Source organism: Mucilaginibacter sp. (assembly GCF_028287845.1).
In the GTDB taxonomy this organism is placed as follows: Bacteria; Bacteroidota; Bacteroidia; order Sphingobacteriales; family Sphingobacteriaceae; genus Mucilaginibacter.
Genome location: NZ_JAQBOW010000070.1, coordinates 1 through 22,815, shown reverse-complemented (window position 1 = coordinate 22,815; position 22,815 = coordinate 1). Strand labels below are relative to the sequence as shown.

Genomic DNA, 22,815 nt, shown 5'->3' with positions numbered 1-22,815 from the left:
CCCTTCGGGAGTGATTAGAGGTTTGGTGATTAGAGGTTAGTTAATCCACGTCACTTTTGAATTTTGACTTTTTAATTTTTAATTATATGACACCATTAGAAAATGAAATAACCGCGCTTAAAGCAGAGCTGGTTGATATGTGGATATTAGTTCAGTCGCAATTAAATAAGGCTAAAGATGCCATGGTACAGTTTGATAAAGACCTTGCCCGCGAAGTTCTGGTTAAAGAAAAACGAGTTAACTCTTTCGAGCTGAAGATAGACCGCGACTGCGAGAATATATTTGCCCTGCATTGCCCGGTAGCTATTGATCTGAGGTTTTTATTAGCCGCGTTAAAGATAAATACCAACCTGGAACGTATTGGCGATATTGCTGCCGGTATTGCACTTTATGTGGTAGAATCATCCGTAAATTTTGATGCAGCCGCTTTAGAAAAAACCTCGTTGATACGAATGTATGATGAGGCCGTAAATATCCTGATGGATACCCGCACCGCTTTTGAGAAAGAAGATACCGTGCTGGCCCGCAGCATATTTAAAAGAGATGATGTGTTGGATGCTATCAATGATAATTCGCCAAGTACAGTAGGTGAAATAATAAAAGCTGATATAAATTCTTTACCCGAAGCGCTATATATCTTATCTATAATTCGTAAGCTGGAGAGGATAGGCGATCAGGCTAAAAATATTGCAGAGGAGATAATTTTTTACGTAGAAGCCAAAATATTAAAGCACTACGAAAGCAGTAAGAAAATTAATCCCGAAGACGAAGAATAAACCATTTATAATTGTGGATTTGATAATATGAGGTGGATGTAATTTCCACCTTTTTGCGTTTCCGGTGTGAGGTACGGTGAGTGAGGTTGATTTGTCCGTCCGCTTTGGGGGACGGGTGGCGTGCGAACACTAAGCAGACGGATGGAAATAAAAAGATTTTTTTAGATTTCAATTCCTGCTGACATAGGGCTGTCACTACCCCGGCGTTTCTTTGTGGTACAAACTAAAATCATAAAGCTATGTCAATCATTCAATTATTATTAAAGGAAATTGAGCAGGAAGCTCAAATTACACGCAAAATGTTAAGCATTGTACCAAACGATAAGTACAACTGGAAACCGCATCCAAAAAGCATGAGCATTATGCAACTCACTACCCACATTGCCGAATTGCCCGCCTGGATAAGCATGGCCATTACTACCGATGGGCTTGACTTTGCCGCTAACCCTTATGAGGCAACCGTAGTAAATAATACAGCCGATGTGTTAGAGATCTTCGAGAATTCTTATACTGATGGCCGCGCGCACCTGCAAGCCACCAATGAGGCCGAATTAGAAAAACCGTGGACCCTAAGCAACGGCAAGCACATAATAGCCAACCTGACCAAATACGAAACCGTGCGCATATCCATCGCCCAAACCATACATCACAGGGCGCAGTTGGGCGTATTCTTGCGCTTGCTGAATATACCTATCCCCGGAAGCTATGGCCCAAGTGCCGACGAGTTGGAAAAGATGGCCCAATTTGCATAATACACTAAACCGAGGCTGTATCAAACAGGGAGGATGCATTAAAATAACTCAAAGGGTATCACCTATATAAGGAGGCTCCAATAGGAGCCAAAACAGGGTTTTGTTTTGTCCTTCTATAAACAGGGAGCTCCTACGGAGCCAATAATTTGCTAAAACAAAGCGGATATTTGACTCCGTAGGAGTCGCCTGTTTATAGAAATAAGCTAAAAGTTAGAAAAGGCTCCATGGGAGCCTCCTAATGAGTTGTATTATTATTTTAATGCGTCTGCCCTGTTTGATACAGCCTCGTTGCTTTGTTTTTGGGTAAGTTTGTTCTGTTAATAAGCTCCGAGCAACATATCAGCCAACTCATTTGGAAGAGGGCTTTGTTCGATATCATTTACAGCTTGCTCTATATTATATTCAAACCGAATAAATGTTACCTCAATGCTGTCTTTATTGATTAGGTCCGAGTCAATATTAATGTCTAATATAACATAACAACCCTTTGGATTGCCATCTTTAGGTTTGCCTACCGAGCCGATATTGATAACGTGTGCAACCGTTCCGTTATCCCGCTTTATAACCCGATGATAGGGCTTGTGCGAATGACCAACACATAGTATATCGGCATTTGTCTCTTGCAGCAGTTCTAAAATATAGGTCTCATCGGTATCAGCCAGAATATATTCATAAACGCTTCGCGGGCTGCCGTGAACCAATAAAATATTTAATGGATTTGAGTTTACCTGAAACTCTAAACGGATATGAGCCGGAAGTGTAGATAGATAATTTCTGTTGTCGGCGCTGATGATATGGTAGGCGAAATTTTTGCCCGATGCCTGTAATTGATCATCTGTTACCGGTGCTAAACCAATAACTTTCAGATCATGATTGCCGGCAATAGTAGGTATGCGGCGTTTGCGTATTTCTGCAATTATTTCGTTGGGATGTACATTATAGCCCACCAGGTCGCCGAGGCAATAAAGGGCATCAGGCTTTTGAAATTCAATATCGGCAAAAAACGCCTCTAACGCCGGTAGGTTAGCATGTATATCCGAAAAAAGTACAATTTTCATTATTATACGTTTATTTTAGAAGTATAGTATTTCTTACGGAACCAAAAAGCAAGATTTACTAAAGCAATTAATGCAGGTACCTCAACTAACGGGCCAATTACCCCGGCAAAGGCTTCGCCTGAATTTATGCCAAATACCCCTATAGCAACCGCAATGGCTAATTCAAAGTTGTTTCCGGTAGCTGTAAAGGCTATGGAGGTGCTTTTGGAATAATCGGCCCCAAATGATTTGCCTATAAAAAAACTTAACAGAAACATGACGGTAAAATATACTACCAGCGGTATAGCGATACGTACTACATCCATCGGTATCTGCACAATCAGGTTTCCTTTTAAGCTAAACATGGTCACAATAGTAAATAGCAATGCTATAAGCGTTATGGGTGAAATAACAGGTACGTATTTTTGCTGGAACCAAGCCTCGCCCTTAATTTTAATCAGCGTATACCTGCTGATAATTCCGGCGGCAAATGGGATACCCAGGTAAATACCTACGCTTTTGGCTATCTCGCCAATAGTAATGTTAACGGCTAATCCTTTAAGGCCAAATAAAGGCGGCAAAACGGTGATGAATACATAAGCGTATACGCTGTAAAGTAACACCTGGAAGATACTGTTTAAGGCTATCAACCCTGCTGCGTATTCGCGGTTGCCCTCTGCCAGCTCGTTCCATACCACTACCATCGCTATGCAGCGTGCCAGGCCTATCAGTATCAGGCCAACCATGTAAGCCGGATGATCTCGTAAAAGCGTAATAGCTAATATAAACATGAGGATAGGGCCAACAATCCAATTTAATATAAGCGATGCGCTTAATACTTTGGTGTCTTTAAATACCTCGCCCATGTTTTCATACTTCACTTTGGCAAGGGGCGGGTACATCATTAATATCAGCCCTATGGCTAACGGTATGTTGGTGGTTCCGCTTGACCATGAATTAATAAATCCGGAGGATGAAGGGATAAAATAACCCACGGCTACACCTATCCCCATCGCCAGGAATATCCATAGGGTAAGGTAACGATCTAAAAAGCTTAACTTTTTACGTTCGGCGGGGGCACAGTGATCTATAGCCATTAGTTGGGTAAGTTTTGATTGATAAAATTGCGCGAATAATCTTTTATCATATCCCGCACCCGCCTAAACTCGTTCATTACCTCATCAGGCGTGCCGGTAGCTTTTGCCGGATCGGGGAAATTGAAATGGAGGCGTTGCGCTTTGGTAGGGAAGTAGGGGCAATTCTCTTTGGCGTTATCGCACACAGTAATTACATAGTCGAAAGGAATATTTACATACTCATCCACATGGTTAGAGGTATGATGACTGATGTCGATATCATCCTCGGCCATTACCTGTATAGCTTTGGGGTTAACGCCATGCGTCTCTATACCGGCGCTGTAAATGGTTGCTTTACTGCCTGCAAAATGCCTTAGGTAGCCTTCGGCTATCTGGCTGCGGCAACTGTTGCCGGTGCATAGTACTAATATGTTTTTCATGATGGGTTTAAAATTTTCTTCATTACAATTGCCGACTGCGGGCAGGCATAACTAAACTCTGATGATTGCTGCACCTCTGCAGGCACATCCGCGCGGGTTATAGTTTGGTAGCCTTTGCCGGTAAAATAACCGGGCGCGGTTTCTGTAAGCAGGTATATTTCTTTAATTGATTTGGTATTGGCAATGGTTTCTAATTGCTGTAGCAGATCGCCAGCCACACCCTTGTTGCGATTGGGTGGTGAAACCACCATAGAGCGCAGCAAAGCATAATCGCCATAAACCTCTAAACCGATAGCGCCTGTTACCTCATCGGCATTAAGGGCCACTATAAAGTTCTCCAAAGTTTCGGGCAGATCATCTACAGGCAGTTTTTCTGCGGATAGTAGCGCGATGATCTGCTCCCTGTAGTTTTCGGCTTGTTGCAGGTTCATGATTTTTAAGATTTAGCAGCAACCTCCGCCCGGCTCACAGCTGGCGGCAGCAGTAACTAAGTTCTTTAATTGGGTTACCGGTTTGGCCGCAGGTGTACCGCAATTGCCGCCCCTATCAATGGCTTTGCATTGTACCGAATCTGGGCGCAGATCTACTATCAGGCTGTCGCCATCAATAATAAGGTTGTTAGGCAGCATCTGGCGGGTATCAAACTCTGTATTGCCAAACTCAATTTTAACTATACCCAACGGATTTAGCGGCAGAGATTTCTCAACCAAATTAATAATTGATAAAGCTTTGTTAACTTTCATCGCCCTTAACTCATCTTTACCTGCCGGTTCATAAAGTTGTACGATGATCTCGGTCCAGCTATTCATCACACCGCCACAATCAACAGATGTAATAGGGGCCTGCTTAATTTCTGTGATATGATAAGAGGCATCAACCCACTTGTTTTCGGCATATTGAAATTGGAGTTCCAACTCGGGGTTTGCCACCAATGTATCTTTAAATGATTTCCAGTTTATAACATCTGTTGTATTCATAACTTTTTTATTTAATTGTAATATTACGATATATTGACTCAAATTTTTTTAACAGCAGTTTCTCGCGGCAGTATACGAGCCGAAGAAGGTGCCTAACTCTTTACTTAATAAACTCCACGCGGCGGGTTCAATGCAATAACAAACGCTTACGCCCTCTATGGTGCCTTGTATTAGCCCGGCGTTTTTAAGCTCTTTTAAGTGTTGCGATATGGTAGCTTGCGCCAAACCTAATTCATCAACTAAGTCGCCGCAGATGCAGGCATTAGCATTTATAATGTACTGCAAAATAGCAATACGTGCCGGATGCGCCATTGCTTTAAGCATGGTTGCCAGCTTATTTTGCTCCTCGGTAAATATTTCTGTTTTGGTTAGCCCCATTGTATCGCAATATTACGATTGATAGTTGAGATATGCAAATATATTTATTTGTCCGTCCGGTTAAGTGCCGTAGACGATAGACCATAGACCATAGTCGATAGACAATGAACTATCGACCATCAACCTATATCCCCAAAACCTGCTTTAACTTAACGTACCCGGTTTTGCTTACCGGTATTTTAGCGCCCGATTTGAGGATGGCGAGGTGACTATCTTTTTCGTAAGGATCTATACGGGTTATTTCCTGCACGCTTACAATGTATGAGCGGTGTACGCGTACAAACTGGCGCGGATCCAGCGTTTGCTCGAAGAAACTCATGGTTTTATTTTTAAGGTATGAGCCTTCCTGCGTAAATACGCTTACATAATCATCATCGGCTTGCAGGTATTGCACATCGGCAACGGGTATTATCTTTACTTTGGTGCCGGTTTTTACCACAATACGCTCATGTTGGGCGGGCGATGCGGCGGCGGTTTCCAGTAAGCTTTCTTGCTTTGGCGCGGCGGTGTGTGGTGCTTGCGCCAGGTATTTCTCTATAGCTTTATTAAAACGATCCTTGCTGAATGGTTTTAGCAGATAATCGGTAGCGTGTGCCTCAAAGGCTTTTATGGCATACTCATCAAAAGCGGTGGTAAATATAACGGCGGGCTGGTCATCAACCAGCTCCAGCATCTCGAAACCGTTTATTTTGGGCATTTGCACATCCAAAAATATCAGGTCGGGCTGGTGTTGCTGTATGGCTTTAAGCCCTTCAAAGCCATCGCCGCACTCCTGTATAACTTCTATCTGCGGATAGCCTTGCAGGTATTCTTGTACAACCATACGGGCCAAAGGCTCGTCGTCAATTAATAAAGCACGTATCATTGCTGCGGAATTTTAATAATAGTTGTAAATATATTATCATTTGTATGAGTTTCCATCAAGTCATTACGTGCAAAAAGCAAATATAATCTGCGCTGCACCCCGCTTAAGCCAAAACCGGTACCCTGGCGCGGCCTTGAAGTTTTAGGGTCGTAAGGGTTTTGAACAATCAGTTCCAGATAACTTCCCTCCAATTCTGCACGGATGCTTACCACTACATCTTCGGTAGTATCATACAATCCAAACTTAATAGCATTCTCTACCAGTGGTTGCAATAACATGGCGGGCATAATACAGTCGCCACATTTCGCATCGCAGCTTATTTCGGTTTTAAGGCGATGCCCAAAGCGTACTTTTTCAATTTCGAGATATAGGTTTAGGTGCTGTAATTCCTCATTTAAGCTAACCTGTAACTGATCATCTTTTTTAAGGGTGCCCCGTAAAAAGTCGGATAGCTGGTGTATCATTTTACGCGCCTCATCGGGCTTAAAGCCAATAAGCGCGTTAATAGAGTTTAAGCTGTTGAATAAAAAGTGGGGCTGTAGCTGCTGCCTCAGGTTGTAAAGCTCGGCATCGCGGGCCAGTTGCTCGGCTTCCAACTTACGTTTTTCATTTTCTTTTTGGTCTATTTGCGAGTACCATATCATACTGATCATGGCCATCCAGCCAATCGCCAAAAAATCAGTAAAAAACCTTATTACTAACGATTGTGCCATAAAGTTGGCATATACGGTATCGGCATTTAAAAACGGAAGGATATACTTGCAACCCGCCGTACAACTGGCAGCCAGCACAACGCACCATATTAATATATTAATATAACTACCCTTACCGGGTTGATAATAGCGCAGGTTATTGTTGATGAGCCAGCAAGCCGCCGTAAGCAGTATAGAGCTTACCAGGCTATCGGTTATAGCGGTATACCATACAAATCCAAAACCGTGTATAATGTAGGTTTGCAGGCCTGCCCATGCAAGCCCGCAGGCTACAAATGCCACACGTATTTTTTGAAATGTTAATGATGATAGCGCCAAAACTTATATTTTATAGTAAGATTGGTTGATTTATTAATAGCTGCGTATATCTACCCCTGCAAATATGGAGATGCCTTTTAGTACCAGTATTTTGTTATTATCTAACGGAGTGCTGGTTCTTATTCTTTTATCATCAAAGCCGGCAAATACCGCCGACAGATCTGACAGTACCATCCAATGTGAAGGTACAATTATTTTAGTACCGCCAAATACCTGGGTAACATCAATATAAACGCGACCATTGATATCGGCTTGTGTAAAATCAAGCTCAGAGCCGCCAAATATGTTTACAATCTCGCCACCCTGAAAGTTTTTGGAGAAGATGATCTTTTTTACACCACCGAAAATAGATACGGCATCTAAATGGTCGTCGCCGGTATAAGCAGTACCCGGCGTTGGCGGGGTCGATGGGTCGTTAGTTGTAGCACCAACAGTATAATCAACTATGGGGTCGTTGGGGTTGGTAGGGTTGGGGTTGCCAAAGTTGTATTTTCCAGAGTCCCATTTTCTTTTCCAGTCTTTTTTATCCCAGTAATCGGCACCGTGGTTATTACGTTTTAATATTAAAAAGGCGCCAAATCCTATAATAGCAATCGGCCAAAAAACCGCGCCGGCATTAAAGCCGGGGATGATACGGTCGAGCAAAAAAGCGAAACCAATAATTACCATTATTAACCATGTTGAATTGCGGAAGTTATGCCGGGCACCCATGTAAAGCCCCCATGCAATTAACCACATTGGCCAGCTTAACAACCAGCTTGGGAAAAAGAAAAAATCCATTTGCCTTAACAGCAAGGATGCACCTACTACAAGCAAAACTATGCCTGCTAACACTTTCCCTTTGCGGGGGCCATTTTGATATTCTATATTATTGATGTCGTTATTGATGTCGTTATTCATGATCGTAATTTTAAATCTTACTCAAAAGTAAGGCACTAATATAGTGAGCCAAAACTAAAATTGGCCATTTACTTAGAAGAACTCGGTAAAGGCGGGTATTTTTTCGGTGAAAAATAGCAGGCAGGCAAATCAATTGTGATTTGGTAAAAAGTTTGTCCATTCTGTCCAAAAGCTTGTCGGCATCTAAAGCGGACGGACAAAACGGAAATGAATTTGGTTTTTGATATAAAGATCACTCAAAAAACCACATTACCATATTGCATGGCAATGTGGTAAAATATTGCACGCTTATTGTGGGCGATGAAATAACCCCGTATACGCAGCCTTGCCTATAACATGGCCCTGCATCAATTTAAAAATATTAGCTTGGGTTTCAATACCGTTACTACCGGCCTTTTCATCAAGCTTTATATCTAATGCAAATAATTCAAATATATAATGATGCAACGGGCCCGCTGCCGGTGCACCCGGGCCGCGGTACCATGGCCCGGCATAACTTATCTGGTAGGTGCCATCAGGAAGCTGTGCACCAACGGGTATTTTTTCGGATAGTGAGGTGGTTTGGCCGGGAATATTCCATACCAGCCAGTGTAAATTATCATGTGTAGTTTTATTTAGTGCCACATCAAGGTCATGCATCCAGAGTACATAGCTTTGTGTTGCGGCAGGCGCGTCGGTCCAGGTAAAATCTGGTGATACCGGGTCAACAGCTGATGCCTGAGTATATTTTATTGGAATAACAGTACCATCAGGAAATGCTGATGAGGTTAGCCGCATTGGCAGCGGCTTTTGCTGCGCAAAAGAAATTGACACAAAACTTAGCAATAAAGCAAAAACAATAACTGGTTTTTTCATAATTTTAATTTGAATAAAATTAAAATTATTACGCTAAAATCACAATTAGTTATGCCAAAGGATTTACTATATCAACAGTATTATTAATCACCAAATAATTACACCTCCGGCTCCTGCTGGCTTAAGCAATGAAAGCTGCCTAATCCCCATATAATATCAGTAGAATCAATGCCGATAACTTTTCTTTCGGGGAAGCAGCCTTGTAAAATTTCGAGGGCCCTATCATCATTATTGCAACGGTAAGTGGGCACCACTACCGCGGTATTACCAATGTAAAAATTAGCGTATGAGGCTGGTAAACGCTGACCGTCGTAAACAACCACATTGGGCATTGGCAACTCAATTATATCCAATTGCTTGCCGTTTAACAGGCGCATAGTTTTTAATGTCTGTAAGTTTTCCTGTAGGATATGGTAGTTTTCGTCATTCTTATTTTCTTCAACAACGGTAACAACGGTATCTTCGTTTACAAAACGGGTAATATCATCAATATGCCCATCGGTATCATCGCCAATTATACCATCGCCCAGCCATAAAATTTGCTCCGCGCCGTAATAATTGTACAGATATTCTTCTATTTGCTGCTGATTTAAATGCGGGTTACGGTTTTTGTTTAACAGGCACGCAGTAGTAGTTAAAATTGTGCCTTTCCCATTAAAATCAACCGATCCGCCTTCCATCACAATACCCGGGTTATAAACAGGCAAACCAAAGTAATTGCCAATTTTTGTAGGTATAACATCATCCAGATCAAACGGTGGATATTTGCCTCCCCAGGCGTTGTAGCCCCAATCAACTATGCACTTTTCTTTAGTATCAGCATTGATCAAAAACGCTGGCCCATGATCTCGGCACCAGGCATCATTGGTGGCGAATTCAAAGAATTCTATTTTGCTTAAATCAGCACCAACTAATTGCAATTGCTGCCTGGCAAACGCCGCCATTTGCTCATCCTTAACGTTAATTCGTACCAGCTCACCCTCGGTTAATACCTTAATAAATTCGCAATATTTGGGGTAGATGGTCATGAGCTTACCCGGCCATGATTCTTCCTTATGCGGCCAGCTTAACCAGGTAGCGGTGTGTGGATGCCATTCGGCAGGAAAGCGGAATCCGGCTTTGGCCGGATTGACCATAGTCGATAGTCGATGGTCCATAATTACAGTGTATTTCTTAAAGCGGTGATCATTTTTGTTAATTGACATCGACGGTTAGGTCTAATGCCCTTTGCCATACCTGAAGGCTCTCGAATTTAAATGCCATATAAAATGTGAATTATTTAACTATGGACCATCGACTACCTTATTCGTCGAGCAAACGTTTAGTTATCGGTTGATAAGAATCAATTCTCCTATCACGTAAAAACGGCCAGTGCGTACGGTAATAATCGGTTTTATTTAAATCCAACTCCTGTACAATTACTTCCTCATCATTATGCGAGGTTTGATGTATTAACGTACCAAACGGATTAGCAAAAAACGATCCGCCCCAAAACTTAACACCCGCTTCTTCGCCAACCCGGTTTACGCTGACTACGTGTACCCCGTTAGCAATCGCGTGCGAGCGTTGTATGGTTTGCCATGCGTTGTATTGCTCCGTATTGGTAGCTTCATCCTGGGTAGTTGCCCAGCCAATAGCGGTTGGATAAAACAGTATCTCGGCGCCCATTAAAGCGGTTATGCGTGCAGCTTCGGGGTACCATTGGTCCCAGCAAATCAACACGCCTATAGTGGCAAATTTGGTTTTAAAAACCTTATAGCCCAGATCGCCGGGAGTGAAGTAAAATTTCTCATAAAAACCCGGATCATCGGGTATATGCATTTTGCGATACTTACCTAAATAAGCACCGTCAGCATCAATTACAGCAGTAGTGTTATGGTAAAGGCCCTGCGCGCGCTTTTCAAATAGCGAGGCAATGATGACTACGCCTAATTCGGCAGCAACTTTGGCAAGTTCGTCGGTAGAGGGGCCGGGGACAGTTTCGGCCAACAAAAAATTATCATGATCCTCCACATCACAAAAATAAAGCGATGTAAACAGCTCTTGCAGGCAAACTATTTGCGAACCTTTTTTAGCTGCTTCTTTTACCTTGGTAATAGCTTTTTGTAAATTATCATGCTTGTTAGCTGTGCAGCTCATCTGCACTATACCTACCTGTACTTTATTCATTCACCTAAAATTTGTGCAAAAATAAGGTTTTCTGGAGATTAGAGGTTAGTTAATTAAAGATTAGTTGCAATAGATTTGGTCACCGGTTTCTAATAGTTATTGTAACATTATGTTAGTAATACAGAGGGTTTAACATTTCTTAACCAAACACTAACCGCTAATCACCAATCAACTAATCTCTAAATTATTACCTTTGCAGCCAATGACAGAAATAGACGAAAGTATCATTAATGAGGTTGAGGACGAAATGAAGCCCAAAACCTGGAAAGACACTCTTTGGAACGTTACCAAAACACTTTTAAAATTTGCAGTAACATCCGTTTTACTATACTTTGTGTTTAGGCATGTGCCTTTTAAAGATGTAAAATACAGGTTGTTGCACGCCAATTACTGGTGGATGCTTGCAGCACTGATAAGTTTTTTCCTTTCAATAATAGTGTCGTCATGGCGATTAATGAGTTTTTTCAATTCTATTAATTTAAAGCTCGACCCACGTTTTAATTTCAGATTATATATGCTCGGCTTATTCTATAACTTCCTGCTTCCGGGTGGCATAGGCGGCGATGGTTATAAAATATGGATGTTGAATAAAAACTATAAGCTACCGGGTAAAAAAGTTTTTTGGGCGATAATGTTCGACAGATTAAGTGGCCTTTGGGCAATTGGTTTGATAACTGTTTGTCTGATATTTTTAATACCTCAAATTGATATTCATATCGGCATTCCATTGGGCATTTTCGCGGCTGCATCGGGTGTATATTATTTTGTTGCCTATAAGTTCTTTAGAGAATACACTAAATATTTTTTTGCCGGCCATGCAAAGGCTGTTGTAGTACAGGGTTTGCAAGTTTTGGCAATAGTATTTATATTGATGGGGCAAGATTTTCATGGTAAATTCTCACCGTATTTATTGTCATTTTTAATATCGGCATTGGCTACTATTATACCAATAAGTGTGGGTGGGGCAGGTATACGTGAAACCGTTTTTACACAGCTTACCAAAGTTTTCCCGATGGATAATACCCTGGCTGTTTTCTTGCCGGGATCTTTTTATATTATATCTCTTTTGGTTGCTTTGCTTGGTGCATATTACGTTTTAAGGCCAAGCCGTTTAGAAGAAGGTTTGCCTAAAGGCGATATAGCAACTGAAGAAGAAAATAAAGATCGGCCAAAATCAGTTTAATATTTATTAGCTAATGAATATCATTATAACAGGTGCCAGCAGCGGGGTAGGTTTTGAAGCCGTTATTGAACTGATATTATCAGGTCAGCATAAAATTATTGCCCTGGCGCGGTCGCAGGATAAACTGGAGCGCCTGGCCGAAATATGCGCGGGCTTAAATCCCGATTGTATATTATACCCCATCGCTTTTGATATTGTACATGATGATTATGTGGATCTGGAACAGTTTATTGCCAGTAATTTAGACGGAAATATAGACGTACTAATAAACAATGCAGGTGTTTTAATAAACAAGCCATTTATAGATTTAAAAGAAACGGACTTTGTTGAAATGCTGCAAAGTAATTTTATAGGGCATGTGCGCATAATTCAAAGCTTGCATAAATTTATGCCCGCAGGTTCGCACATAGTAAATATTGGCAGTATGGGCGGCTACCAGGGGAGCGCAAAGTTTGTGGGGCTATCAGCCTACTCTGCAAGTAAAGCCGCGTTACATACGCTTACAGAATGCCTGGCGCAGGAGTTTGCCGAACTTGGCATAAAGGTTAACTGCCTGGCATTAGGCTCGGCACAAACCGAAATGCTGGAGAAGGCTTTCCCGGGTTATCAATCGCCGGTAATGGCGTTCGAAATGGGTAAGTATATTGCCGATTTTGCCTTAACCGGCCATAAGTTTTTTAATGGGAAGATATTGCCTGTGGCGGTAAGTACACCATAAAAAAAACGCATCAATGGTGTTGATGCGTTAGGTTGAAAATATCTAAGTATAGGCTATTCAGAAATACAGCAATGGATTAAGTTATTTCTTCAGGTATAGCAAAATTATAGCTAATGTAGCACCAACCTGGCCGATCCAAAAAATAAACATCCATTTAATGATGTCAACTTTTGATTCGCCAATTTCCTTACGGACATTTGCGATATCATCTTTAGTAGCTAATGTCTGGATAGCATTTTCCACAGATCGTTCTGTTTTGTTATCAATGTATTTAAACATGGCCTCGGTGGTATCGTTACCTAACTTGTCAGATAACAAGGTGTATAGCCGGGCGGTTTCTTTTGCTTCTAAGTACATAACAAATATAATGATAAAGGTTTAGGATTTATATCAAATAGGTTGTTAATTCCTGCTGCTTACTTTTAAAAATTCATTCACCACAATTTCTGATGTGTACTTTTTGTTGCCATCTTTATCTATATAGCTCCGGTTATTTATCCGGCCCTCAATAACAATTTCATCACCTTTTTTAAGTATGTCTTCGGCTATTTTGGCCTGCGCGCCCCATATCACTAAGTTGTGCCATTGGGTGTCGGTTATTTTTTCGCCTTTATCGTTTTTGTAGCTTTCGCTTGTAGCTAATGATAGCTTTGCAAGTTTCTTGTTCGTGTCAAATGTTTTTACTTCCGGATCCATGCCTAAGTTACCTACCAGGCGTACGCTGTTTTTTAATGAGTTCATGTTTTTAAGTTTTATTGTTTCTACGTGTTTAATTGACAGTACAAATGTGCAGATGGCTCCAAATATTAGTCGGTTATTAAGCGTTTATAGTCGACAATATACATTTGCAAACGTTTGCAAGCGGGTATAATATTGACTACCTTAGCCTTATGGATACCGAAAAAACATGCCTTGATTGCGGCACCGTGATACATGGCCGTGCCGATAAAAAGTTTTGCAACGACCTTTGCCGCAATAATTACAACAACCAGCTGAATAGCGAAAGTTATAATATGGTGCGCAATATCAATAATATCCTAAAGCGCAACCGCCGGATATTAGAGGAGCTCAATCCAACCGGGAAAACAAAAACCACCACTGCAAAAATGGTTGTTAAAGGTTTTAACTTTAAATACCTCACCAATAAATACGACACACAAAACGGAAAAACCTATCATTTTTGCTACGAATATGGCTACCTGCCATTAGAGGGCGATGAGGTTTTACTGGTAAAGCGCGAAGAAAAAGCAGAGTAGATTTTCATTAGCTAACCTGCCTGTGGTATTTTACAAAACAGTGAGACTACTAAAGTTGTTACTATCCATATTTGCATAAAAAACAACATGCCACATCTATTCTCCCCATTAAAAATAAAAGATATTGAATTTAAAAACCGCATAACCGTTTCGCCAATGTGCGAATACTCGAGCGTGGATGGTTTTGCAAACAACTGGCACCTGGTGCATTTAGGTAGCAGGGCCATTGGTGGTGCCGCGTTAGTTATTACAGAGGCAAATGCTGTATCGGCAGAGGGGCGTATAACTTATGCCGATTTGGGTATTTATAAAGACGAGCATATACCTAAACTAAAAGAAATAACCGATTTTATACATGAACATGGCGCAATAGCCGGCACACAACTGGCCCATGCGGGTCGCAAAGCAAGTCATCAAAGGCCATGGGACGGTGGGGCGCAAATCCCATCAGATCAACCTAATGGCTGGAGGGCAGTAGCACCAAGCGCTGTGCCTTTCAACGAAATAGATGAGGCGCCCATTGAACTTGATAAAGCCGGCATAGAAAAGGTTAAAGCCGACTTTAAAGCCGCTACCTTAAGAGCCATACAGGCCGGTTTTAAAGTGATTGAAATACATGCCGCGCATGGTTATTTACTGCATGAATTTTACTCGCCGTTAAGTAATAAACGTACGGATGAGTATGGCGGATCATTCGAGAACCGTATTAGGCTGTTGCTGGAAGTTGTTGAAACTGTACAAGAAGTTTGGCCGGCAACCAACCCGCTGTTTGTGCGCATATCATCAACCGATTGGACAGAGGGCGGCTGGACCGGCGAAGATTCTGTCGCGCTTGCTAAAATATTGAAGGATAAGGGGATTGATCTGGTAGATTGTTCATCGGGCGGAAACGTGTTGGTGCCAATTCCGTTAAAGCCCGGTTACCAGGTAGAGTTTGCCGAAGCGATACGCAAAACCGGTATACTTACCGGCGCGGTAGGCTTAATAACAGAATCTAAACAAGCCGAGGATATTATACAAACAGGTCAGGCTGATATGATAATTATAGCCCGCGAGTTATTACGCGATCCATATTTCCCGTTACGCGCGGCGCATGAACTGGGTTTTGAAGATATTAAATGGCCGGTACAATATGAACGTGCCAAATGGCATTAAGAGTTTAGAGATTGGTGATTAAAGATTAGAGATTAGGATTAGCAATTTTATATATTTACACACAACAATTAAAACAATAAACTATATGAAACGCACCGCACATGCCCATTGGGCCGGCACTTTAACCGAAGGTAAGGGAGAAATATCTACCCAAAGCACTACGCTTAATAATACCCAATATTCATTTAAGACCCGCTTTGCGGATGGTGTGGGAACCAACCCCGAAGAGTTAATAGCTGCCGCGCACGCGGGTTGCTTTACTATGGCTGTTGGTGCTGCTTTATCTAAGGCTGGTTTTACGCCTGGCGATTTAAGCACCGACGCTATCCTTGACCTTGATATGCAGGCGCTGATAATTACCGGCATCCATTTAGAGTTAAAAGGATCGGCTATTGATGGCGTGACCGAAGAACAATTTAAGGACATTGCAGAAGGTGCCAAAGCCAATTGCATTATTTCAAAAGCATTGAGCGTGCCTATTACTTTGGGCGTAAGCTACCAATAGTTAGTATAACAATGCCATGGGGCAACTCATGGCATTGTTGTTGAGTGAGCGGTGTAGCAGCGCCACCTGATCTACCTGATCCCACCTGACCTACCCTGCATCGGCTTTTAGATTAATTGCCACCGCACCCCCGGATCGCAGATCCTGGATGATTAATGGTCTGGTATAGTCATTTTAACGTTTGGTTTTTGAGCAGATTTCTTTTTTATAGTGCTAATAACCAAAGGTATGCAAGCAGCATTCATGATAGCCAGTAATAGAAAGGCATCCATATAACTCAACAAAAATGTTTGTTTAGCCACGGCCGCCTCCAAAGCCCCAATTGCTTGCTGTACGGCCCGCATATAGTTGGCGCCATGTGCCATGAAATTCTTTATTCCCATTTGCATCCTTTCGTGAGTAGCCGGGTCGGTCGAAGTAACATGGGAGATTAAAGCCGTCCTGTTGGCTGCGGCCCTATGCGCGATATAGGTGTTTATCATGGCTATTCCAAACGAACCGCCCATTTGTCGCATCATGTTATTTAGGGCCGCTCCCTGCGGAATATCTGCCGGCTTAAGCTCTGATACTGCTAATGCAGTAAGCGGAACAATAAGTAGCGCGGCGCCAATACCCCTGAATAACAATGGAATGAAAAAGCTGGCAGCACCCGACTCAAGGTTTGAGCCAGACATCAGGAATCCGAAAATGGCTGACATGCCAAATCCTGTAATGATAAGGTATTGCGGACGGAGGCCATTTTGTAACAACTTTCCAAGGAACGGAGAGATCATTGCAGCCATTAATGTGCCCGGTAAAAGCATTGTACCGGTTTGAAATGCAGAATAACCAATAATACGCTGGGCATACAGTGGAAAAACAAAGACTGCGCTGAAAAGCCCGAATCCAAGCACAAAAGTCATAATGGCCGAAATTGACAAGGTAGTACTTTTTAAAACTCTTAGATTGATAACCGGAAATTTAATTCGAAGTTCCCACCATACTAATATGGCCAGGGCAACAGCGGCGATGATGCTTAAAACAAGTATATAGGTTGCAGAGAACCAATCATCGGTTTCGCCCCTTTCCAAAACAATCTGCAATGAACCAATGCCAATTGTTAGCAGGAAAATGCCTAACCAGTCTATACTTCGCCCGTCAGTGGATCTTTTAGTGGGCCTGATATAGATATAAGATAATATTGCTGCTATTAATCCTATAGGGATATTTACATAAAAAATCCATTGCCATGATAAATTATCCACAATATATCCTCCCAACACGGGTCCTATAGATGGACCAATAATAATACCCAGGCTAAATATCCCGCTTGCTGTTCCGCGTTCTTTAACCGGGAAAGTTTCAAACAGAATGGATTGTGATGTAGATAATAAAGCACCGCCACCAATACCCTGTAAGAAACGAAACGCTATAAGTTCGCCTAAACTATGAGAAAACCCGCACATGGCGGAGGCCAGCGTAAATAAAATAATAGAACCTATATAATATTGCTTCCGGCCAATCTTTTCTGCTAAAAAGCTGGTCATGGGGATAATTATTACATTGGCTATTGCATAAGAAGTAATGACCCAGGCGGTATCTTCTAATGAAGCGCCTAAATTACCGCTCATGGTATTAATAGATACATTTACTATGGTAGTATCAATCAGCTCAATAATTGTAGAGGTAATGATAGTTACCACAATTATCCATTTTCTAAACCCGGTTTCCATGATGCAAAAGTAGTGGCGACTATTTGTTTTTTATTTATAGTTTTCAAGCAGATATTTATAATTTTCAAACATTATATATTTTTTAATCATTAAATAGTCATATTTGGTTATAATAATCAAACAATTACTTATATTTGTTCCATGTTAACCACGGAAACACTCGAAGAATTTTACCTGCGCCATCCTGTTGAGAATCAAAAGGTATTTGCCGAAAACAATGCAGGTCAGGGTCACTTCAACGTATTTTTGCGCCGGGCCTGTGATAACATATCGCCTTTCAGCCGGCGCGATTTTTATAAAATAGCGCTGGTTATCGGCAATGGAAAAATACATTACGCGGATAAATGGGTTACTATAGACCGGCCTGCATTGGTGTTTTCCAGTCCTTCGGTACCTTCGGCCTGGGAACCAGGGCCCGGTGCGCAAGAAGGCTGGCTCTGTTTATTTACGCAAGCCTTTATTGAATCATACGAGCATAAAAGCGCCCTGCAAAATTTTCCGCTGTTTCAGGTGGGCGGCAGCCACATCGTGTTTTTAAATGAAGTACAGTTAGCATCTCTGTCTGCAACACTTTGCAAAATGATGCAAGAAATGGATTCAGATTACGTCTATAAATACGACCTGTTGCGTAACTATCTGCGCATCCTGATGCACGAGGCGTTAAAGATAGCGCCGGTAACCACCTATGAAACCAATGCGAGTGCCGCGGCAAGAATAACCACCTTATTTTTAGAGCTGTTGGAAAGGCAGTTCCCCATTGATTCGCCGGGGCAATTTCTTAAACTGAAAACAGCCATTAATTATGCCGAAAGCCTTGCGGTGCATACCAACCACTTAAACCGATCGGTGAGAGAGGTCACTGGAAAAACCACTACCCAGCATATCTCCGAACGTGTTTTAAAAGAGGCCTATGCTTTATTAAAGCATACCGATTGGAGTATTGCACAGATAGCCAACGGCCTTGGTTTTGAAGAACCGGCTTACTTTGCCAACTTCTTTAAAAAATATACCGGGTCTTCTCCCATGATGTCCAGGCTGGCAAGTGTTCAAAAATAGTTTGTTAGCCAACGTATGTTGAAAATTAGCAACATGGTGCTTGCTGTAGTGAGGGGTTCAGAAAGCTCGATCAATATCTAAAACAGTAATATTAAAACTTAATATTCACTGTTTTAAAATGCATACTAAAACTTGTAGTAGGTTGAATGTTGATATTAAATGCCCCATTATTATACATGTTTTCTGTATAGGATGATGCTTTTAAATCGGTAAACGTAATTGTTTTTGATGTTTTACCAGACTCACCATCTGTTATAATTATTTGGCCGGATTTAGCCTCTTTATCAGTCGAAAGTATCCAATCCATTAGCTCCTGGTCAATTTTGGACGATTTGATAGTTACGCTAATATTATTAGCCTGGTTAGTATCGTAACTCTGAGTTATCACCAACCGGTAAACTAAAACATAACTCTGTACCAACCCCTAAAGTGCTTTTTGCCCAAATCTTACCATTATGTTTTTCGATAAGGTCCTTACAGAACATGAGGCCCATACCTGTACCACTTTCGTTTTCGGTACCTTTCGAGCTGTTAACCTGGCTTTTAAACAGGGTATTTAAAAACTCGTCACTCATTCCAACCCCGTTGTCTTTTAAGCAGAACATTATTTCGGCATCCTGTACGTATGATGTTGCTTCAATAATACCGTTACGGTTTGAAAACTTAATGGCATTTGTTAAAAAATTATGAATTACTATCCTTATGGCATTCGGATCAGCTAATGCAATAGCGTCAGTTGCCATTTTAACGTGTACACTAATGTTTTTTTGCTTTAATTTATCCTCCATGTGTACAAGTTCACGGGTAATTAAATCATCAATATAAAAACTCTTAATGGTGTTTTCTGAACGGTCAACCTGGCTGTTTATCCAAAATAATAAGGTATCTAAAAAGTCAGAGGTATGCTCAAGGGTGCTAAATACCTTTGGGGTCATTTCAATAAATTCCTCGGAAGTAATGGCATCATCGGTCATTAAATTAAATAATCCTCGTAGGGTACTAATAGGCGCCCTTAAATCATGGGCCAGCACACCAATTAGCCTATCTTTTAATAAATTAAGTTCGTTTAATTTGGCTGTTTGTATACTCAGATTTTCCTGGTGCAATATTGTTTCTCTATTCTTTTCAGCTAAAAGGCTGTTAATTTTTTGTTGTTTACGCTTTTCATTATAGTACACCACCACCAGTGTAGCCATAACAACAATAATAATAGCATATATAATGTCCTGATTTTTTTGGCGGGCTATTTTTTTTTGGTAAATACTTTCGGTTTGATATTGTTTATTAATGATATCTTTTTGCTTATTTGCAAAATCCATCTCCAGATTGTATAGCATTACTTTATGAATACTTTCATTGTGTTTCAAATCGCTTTTTAATACTGAATATAATTTATGCTGACGATATGCCTGTTTAAAACGTTTTAACCCAGCCAATGCTTCACTAGCCTGTAAAGCAGCATCGGTCATAACGCTTAAACTTTTTAGCCTGGTGGCTATAATTTGCCCTTTAACAGCATAGTTATATGCCTGCTGATAATCTTTTTCTGCATTATATACCTGGGCCAATCCTACGTAGGTATTGGCCCTGTTATACTTAATTTTGTTTTGTTTAGCGGTTTTTAAAGAAAACTTTAGGTAATGAATAGCCGAATTGGTGTGGTGGGTGTAATAATTATATAGGCCCAGGTTATAATAAATCAGGCTTGTGCCTTCATAGTCATTCAGTTTATTAAAAATTTTCGATGCCCTGTTAAGATAACCAATAGCAGATTTATAATCTTTTTGGGCAATTAATGTTTCGCCAATATTTCGGCAGGCAGTGCTAATTCCTTGCTGGTTATCTAATTGTTCGCAAAGGCGAAGCGCGTGGTTATAATAGCCTAAAGCTTTTGGATAAAGCTCTAATTGTTGCATAATAGTGCCGATATTGCTGTACTTGTTTGCTGCCGAAAGATTGTTTTTAAGCCTGATATCAATAGTAAGTGATTTGAAATAATAATCCAGCGCTTTAGAAAAATCTCCTTTATTATCATAAGTAATACCAAGCAGGTTGTAGCACTCAGACAGATCGGCTGCGTTACCTTTTTTGCTTAAAACTAATGCTTTATTATACAGGTTAATGGCATTATCATAATTTCCTAAATAATTCTGTATCCTGCCTAAACCAATATAACATTTACTTATACCGCGTATGTTATTTATTTTTTGATATATGTTTAAGGCAAGTTTGTAATTTTTAGCAGCGGTTGCATAATTGCCATGGAAAGTATTAACTACAGCCAACTGATTAGTTCCATCAGCAATACCCATTTGGTAATTGATCTTTTCTGATAGCTTAATTTCCAGGTTACCATAATAATAAGTGCTATCAGGGTTAGATTTAAAAAACTCGTCGGCAAGTTTGTTTATACGGCTTATGGTAAGTGTATCGGGTGCTTTTGAAGTGTTTTTTAAAACAGGCAAGGTCAATTTTTTCAAACTATCGGTTGCAGCGCTCTGCTGTCCGGCAAATGGCGGAACACTGAACAGATTGAAAAAAAATAATAAGACGCAAAAAGGGTTCAATCTCGTACCAATTAGTAGTTAATTAATTATTAAAAGCATAATTTAAAAAAAATATATGTTAAATACAAAGCCCGTTTAAAGGTTGTTTAAACGGGCTTTATATTTATTTTGTTTAGTAAGAGAGAGTTAATGTGTTCCAAACGCGTGGACTATACTTAAATTACAGGTATTTTTTAACTTATTTACAACATTTTAAAACTTCGATAATTCTTATAGTTGTTCTTACCTCAACAAATTCTTCCAGCTCACCAAAGCGCCAATTATCTTATCCAGGTCGTCAGCAGCTACACGTTCCTGCTGCATGCTATCGCGGTGGCGTATGGTTACGGTGTTGTCTTCTAACGTTTGATGATCAACCGTTATGCAAAAAGGTGTGCCAATGGCATCCTGTCTGCGGTAGCGTTTGCCTATGGCATCTTTCTCTTCGTATTGCAGGTTAAAGTCGAGCTTTAATTTATCCATTATCTCGCGCGCTTTCTCGGGCAGCCCGTCTTTTTTAGTTAACGGGAATATAGCAGCCTTAACAGGGGCAAGGCATGGATGCAGGTGTAATACAGTACGGCTATCCTGCTTTTCATCGGTGCTCAGGTCTTCTTCTTCGTAAGCGTTCATCATGGTAAGCAAAAACATCCTGTCTAAACCTATAGAGGTTTCAATTACGTAAGGGATGTAGTTGCCATAAGGTTTATCGGTAGCCGGGTCTATCTCCGGGTCAAAATACTGCATTTTTTTGCCCGAGAATTGCTGATGCTGGCTCAAATCAAAATCAGTACGGCTATGTATACCTTCCACCTCTTTAAAGCCGAAAGGGAAATCAAACTCAATATCAACCGCGGCATTGGCATAATGTGCCAGCTTAACATGGTCATGATAACGATATTTGGCAGCATCGGTACCCAAAGCCAGGTGCCATTGCAGGCGGGTTTCTTTCCATTTTTTGTACCATTCCATTTCGGTGCCGGGGCGTACAAAAAATTGCATCTCCATCTGCTCAAACTCGCGCATGCGTATGATGAACTGGCGCGCAATAACCTCATTACGGAAAGCCTTGCCAATTTGCGCGATACCAAACGGAATTTTCATCCTGCCAGATTTTTGCACGTTTAAATAGTTTACAAATATACCCTGCGCGGTTTCGGGGCGCAGGTAAACTACGTCGGCATCATCAGCTACGGCGCCCATTTGGGTGCTAAACATCAGGTTAAACTGGCGCACATCTGTCCAGTTGCGGGTGCCGCTAACCGGGCAGGCTATTTCATGCTCAATTATTAATTCTTTAAGGCGGGGAAGGTCCTCATTTTTCAAGGCTTCGTCCATTGCAATTTGCAATGCTTCGGCTTTATCTGTTTTGCCGTCTTTATCGTAACGGTCTATTTTATCTTCCAGTAACTGATCTGCACGGTAACG

The 22,815-nt window shown here is 41.2% G+C and carries 26 protein-coding genes; 8 read left to right on the top strand and 18 right to left on the bottom strand.

Translation table 11 applies throughout. The features are described 5' to 3' along the window. Window positions 1–86: 86 nt before the first annotated feature. Both phoU and JWP71_RS06180 read left to right on the top strand, forming a co-directional pair. On the top strand, window positions 87–776 hold the full coding sequence (gene phoU, locus JWP71_RS06185; protein ID WP_299497993.1) for a phosphate signaling complex protein PhoU: 690 nt from the start codon (window positions 87–89) through the stop codon (window positions 774–776). A gap of 239 nt (window positions 777–1,015) precedes the next feature. After that, entirely contained in the window at window positions 1,016–1,528 is a 513-nt protein-coding gene (locus tag JWP71_RS06180; RefSeq protein WP_299497992.1) for a DinB family protein, read from the top strand. Between the two features lie 317 nt (window positions 1,529–1,845). On the opposite strand, the gene JWP71_RS06175 is transcribed toward JWP71_RS06180, so the two are convergent. The 12 genes from JWP71_RS06175 to JWP71_RS06120 all read right to left on the bottom strand — a co-directional run bounded on the left by JWP71_RS06175 (window position 1,846) and on the right by JWP71_RS06120 (window position 11,256). Then, the gene (locus tag JWP71_RS06175) at window positions 1,846–2,586 is read right to left on the bottom strand and encodes a metallophosphoesterase family protein (RefSeq protein ID WP_299497991.1); all 741 of its coding nucleotides are present in this window, start codon (window positions 2,584–2,586) and stop codon (window positions 1,846–1,848) included. A gap of 2 nt (window positions 2,587–2,588) precedes the next feature. Continuing rightward, window positions 2,589–3,662, bottom strand: coding sequence for an ACR3 family arsenite efflux transporter (gene arsB, locus JWP71_RS06170; protein WP_299497990.1), 1,074 nt, complete (start codon window positions 3,660–3,662; stop codon window positions 2,589–2,591). Then, complete coding sequence (locus JWP71_RS06165; RefSeq protein WP_299497989.1) at window positions 3,662–4,081, bottom strand: arsenate reductase ArsC; 420 nt, start codon at window positions 4,079–4,081, stop codon at window positions 3,662–3,664. The genes arsB and JWP71_RS06165 overlap by 1 nt, the downstream gene beginning before the upstream one ends. After that, window positions 4,078–4,512: an arsenic resistance N-acetyltransferase ArsN2 gene (gene arsN2 / locus JWP71_RS06160; RefSeq protein ID WP_299497988.1), complete on the bottom strand. Its 435-nt coding sequence runs from the start codon at window positions 4,510–4,512 to the stop codon at window positions 4,078–4,080. Before arsN2 ends, JWP71_RS06165 begins: the two co-directional genes overlap by 4 nt. A 12-nt stretch (window positions 4,513–4,524) precedes the next feature. After that, window positions 4,525–5,058, bottom strand: coding sequence for a DUF6428 family protein (locus JWP71_RS06155; RefSeq protein ID WP_299497987.1), 534 nt, complete (start codon window positions 5,056–5,058; stop codon window positions 4,525–4,527). A gap of 48 nt (window positions 5,059–5,106) precedes the next feature. Continuing rightward, on the bottom strand, window positions 5,107–5,436 hold the full coding sequence (locus JWP71_RS06150; protein WP_299497986.1) for a metalloregulator ArsR/SmtB family transcription factor: 330 nt from the start codon (window positions 5,434–5,436) through the stop codon (window positions 5,107–5,109). A 124-nt stretch (window positions 5,437–5,560) separates the two neighbouring features. Next, window positions 5,561–6,301, bottom strand: coding sequence for a LytTR family transcriptional regulator DNA-binding domain-containing protein (locus tag JWP71_RS06145; RefSeq protein ID WP_299497985.1), 741 nt, complete (start codon window positions 6,299–6,301; stop codon window positions 5,561–5,563). Beyond that, window positions 6,298–7,332 carry a histidine kinase gene (locus JWP71_RS06140; RefSeq protein ID WP_299497984.1) on the bottom strand — a complete coding sequence of 345 codons (1,035 nt, stop codon included), beginning with the start codon at window positions 7,330–7,332 and terminating at the stop codon, window positions 6,298–6,300. The genes JWP71_RS06145 and JWP71_RS06140 overlap by 4 nt, the downstream gene beginning before the upstream one ends. A gap of 33 nt (window positions 7,333–7,365) precedes the next feature. Next, complete coding sequence (locus JWP71_RS06135; protein ID WP_299497983.1) at window positions 7,366–8,232, bottom strand: DUF5668 domain-containing protein; 867 nt, start codon at window positions 8,230–8,232, stop codon at window positions 7,366–7,368. A 288-nt stretch (window positions 8,233–8,520) separates the two neighbouring features. Beyond that, window positions 8,521–9,087, bottom strand: coding sequence for a YbhB/YbcL family Raf kinase inhibitor-like protein (locus JWP71_RS06130; protein ID WP_299497981.1), 567 nt, complete (start codon window positions 9,085–9,087; stop codon window positions 8,521–8,523). A gap of 98 nt (window positions 9,088–9,185) precedes the next feature. Further along, on the bottom strand, window positions 9,186–10,244 hold the full coding sequence (locus JWP71_RS06125) for an agmatine/peptidylarginine deiminase (protein ID WP_299498042.1): 1,059 nt from the start codon (window positions 10,242–10,244) through the stop codon (window positions 9,186–9,188). A gap of 145 nt (window positions 10,245–10,389) precedes the next feature. Beyond that, window positions 10,390–11,256 (bottom strand): carbon-nitrogen hydrolase, encoded by an 867-nt coding sequence (locus JWP71_RS06120; protein ID WP_299497979.1) that lies wholly within the window; start codon window positions 11,254–11,256, stop codon window positions 10,390–10,392. Between the two features lie 202 nt (window positions 11,257–11,458). On the opposite strand from JWP71_RS06120, the gene JWP71_RS06115 reads away from it, so the two are divergent. Both JWP71_RS06115 and JWP71_RS06110 read left to right on the top strand, forming a co-directional pair. After that, window positions 11,459–12,439: a lysylphosphatidylglycerol synthase transmembrane domain-containing protein gene (locus JWP71_RS06115; protein ID WP_299497977.1), complete on the top strand. Its 981-nt coding sequence runs from the start codon at window positions 11,459–11,461 to the stop codon at window positions 12,437–12,439. Window positions 12,440–12,452: 13 nt separating this feature from the next. Beyond that, window positions 12,453–13,157 carry an SDR family oxidoreductase gene (locus JWP71_RS06110; RefSeq protein WP_299497975.1) on the top strand — a complete coding sequence of 235 codons (705 nt, stop codon included), beginning with the start codon at window positions 12,453–12,455 and terminating at the stop codon, window positions 13,155–13,157. Window positions 13,158–13,238: 81 nt separating this feature from the next. Here the strand turns inward: JWP71_RS06110 and JWP71_RS06105 are convergent, their stop codons facing one another. Then, window positions 13,239–13,514 carry a hypothetical protein gene (locus JWP71_RS06105; protein WP_299497973.1) on the bottom strand — a complete coding sequence of 92 codons (276 nt, stop codon included), beginning with the start codon at window positions 13,512–13,514 and terminating at the stop codon, window positions 13,239–13,241. 45 nt (window positions 13,515–13,559) lie between these two features. Beyond that, entirely contained in the window at window positions 13,560–13,898 is a 339-nt protein-coding gene (locus JWP71_RS06100) for a single-stranded DNA-binding protein (protein ID WP_230546864.1), read from the bottom strand. A gap of 149 nt (window positions 13,899–14,047) precedes the next feature. On the opposite strand from JWP71_RS06100, the gene JWP71_RS06095 reads away from it, so the two are divergent. The 3 genes from JWP71_RS06095 to JWP71_RS06085 all read left to right on the top strand — a co-directional run bounded on the left by JWP71_RS06095 (window position 14,048) and on the right by JWP71_RS06085 (window position 16,073). Beyond that, window positions 14,048–14,413: a hypothetical protein gene (locus JWP71_RS06095; RefSeq protein ID WP_299497972.1), complete on the top strand. Its 366-nt coding sequence runs from the start codon at window positions 14,048–14,050 to the stop codon at window positions 14,411–14,413. Window positions 14,414–14,500: 87 nt separating this feature from the next. Then, window positions 14,501–15,568, top strand: a complete 1,068-nt coding sequence (locus tag JWP71_RS06090) for an NADH:flavin oxidoreductase/NADH oxidase (protein WP_299497971.1) — start codon at window positions 14,501–14,503, stop codon at window positions 15,566–15,568. Window positions 15,569–15,653: 85 nt separating this feature from the next. After that, entirely contained in the window at window positions 15,654–16,073 is a 420-nt protein-coding gene (locus tag JWP71_RS06085; RefSeq protein WP_299497970.1) for an OsmC family protein, read from the top strand. 152 nt (window positions 16,074–16,225) lie between these two features. Here JWP71_RS06085 and JWP71_RS06080 read toward each other — a convergent pair whose 3' ends face one another. Beyond that, window positions 16,226–17,785: a DHA2 family efflux MFS transporter permease subunit gene (locus tag JWP71_RS06080; RefSeq protein WP_299497969.1), complete on the bottom strand. Its 1,560-nt coding sequence runs from the start codon at window positions 17,783–17,785 to the stop codon at window positions 16,226–16,228. Window positions 17,786–17,926: 141 nt separating this feature from the next. Between JWP71_RS06080 and JWP71_RS06075 the strand changes: the two genes are divergently transcribed. Further along, complete coding sequence (locus JWP71_RS06075; protein WP_299497968.1) at window positions 17,927–18,841, top strand: helix-turn-helix domain-containing protein; 915 nt, start codon at window positions 17,927–17,929, stop codon at window positions 18,839–18,841. 91 nt (window positions 18,842–18,932) lie between these two features. Here the strand turns inward: JWP71_RS06075 and tssD are convergent, their stop codons facing one another. The 3 genes from tssD to JWP71_RS06060 form a co-directional block, all read right to left on the bottom strand. Beyond that, a complete protein-coding gene (tssD, locus tag JWP71_RS06070; protein ID WP_299497967.1) occupies window positions 18,933–19,229 on the bottom strand; it encodes a type VI secretion system tube protein TssD in 297 nt (98 codons plus the stop codon). Next, window positions 19,204–21,321 carry a tetratricopeptide repeat-containing sensor histidine kinase gene (locus JWP71_RS06065; RefSeq protein WP_299497966.1) on the bottom strand — a complete coding sequence of 706 codons (2,118 nt, stop codon included), beginning with the start codon at window positions 21,319–21,321 and terminating at the stop codon, window positions 19,204–19,206. The genes tssD and JWP71_RS06065 overlap by 26 nt, the downstream gene beginning before the upstream one ends. Before the next feature lie 309 nt (window positions 21,322–21,630). Next, the coding region (locus JWP71_RS06060) for a glycine--tRNA ligase (protein ID WP_299497965.1) at window positions 21,631–22,815 on the bottom strand (1,185 nt) is incomplete at its 5' end.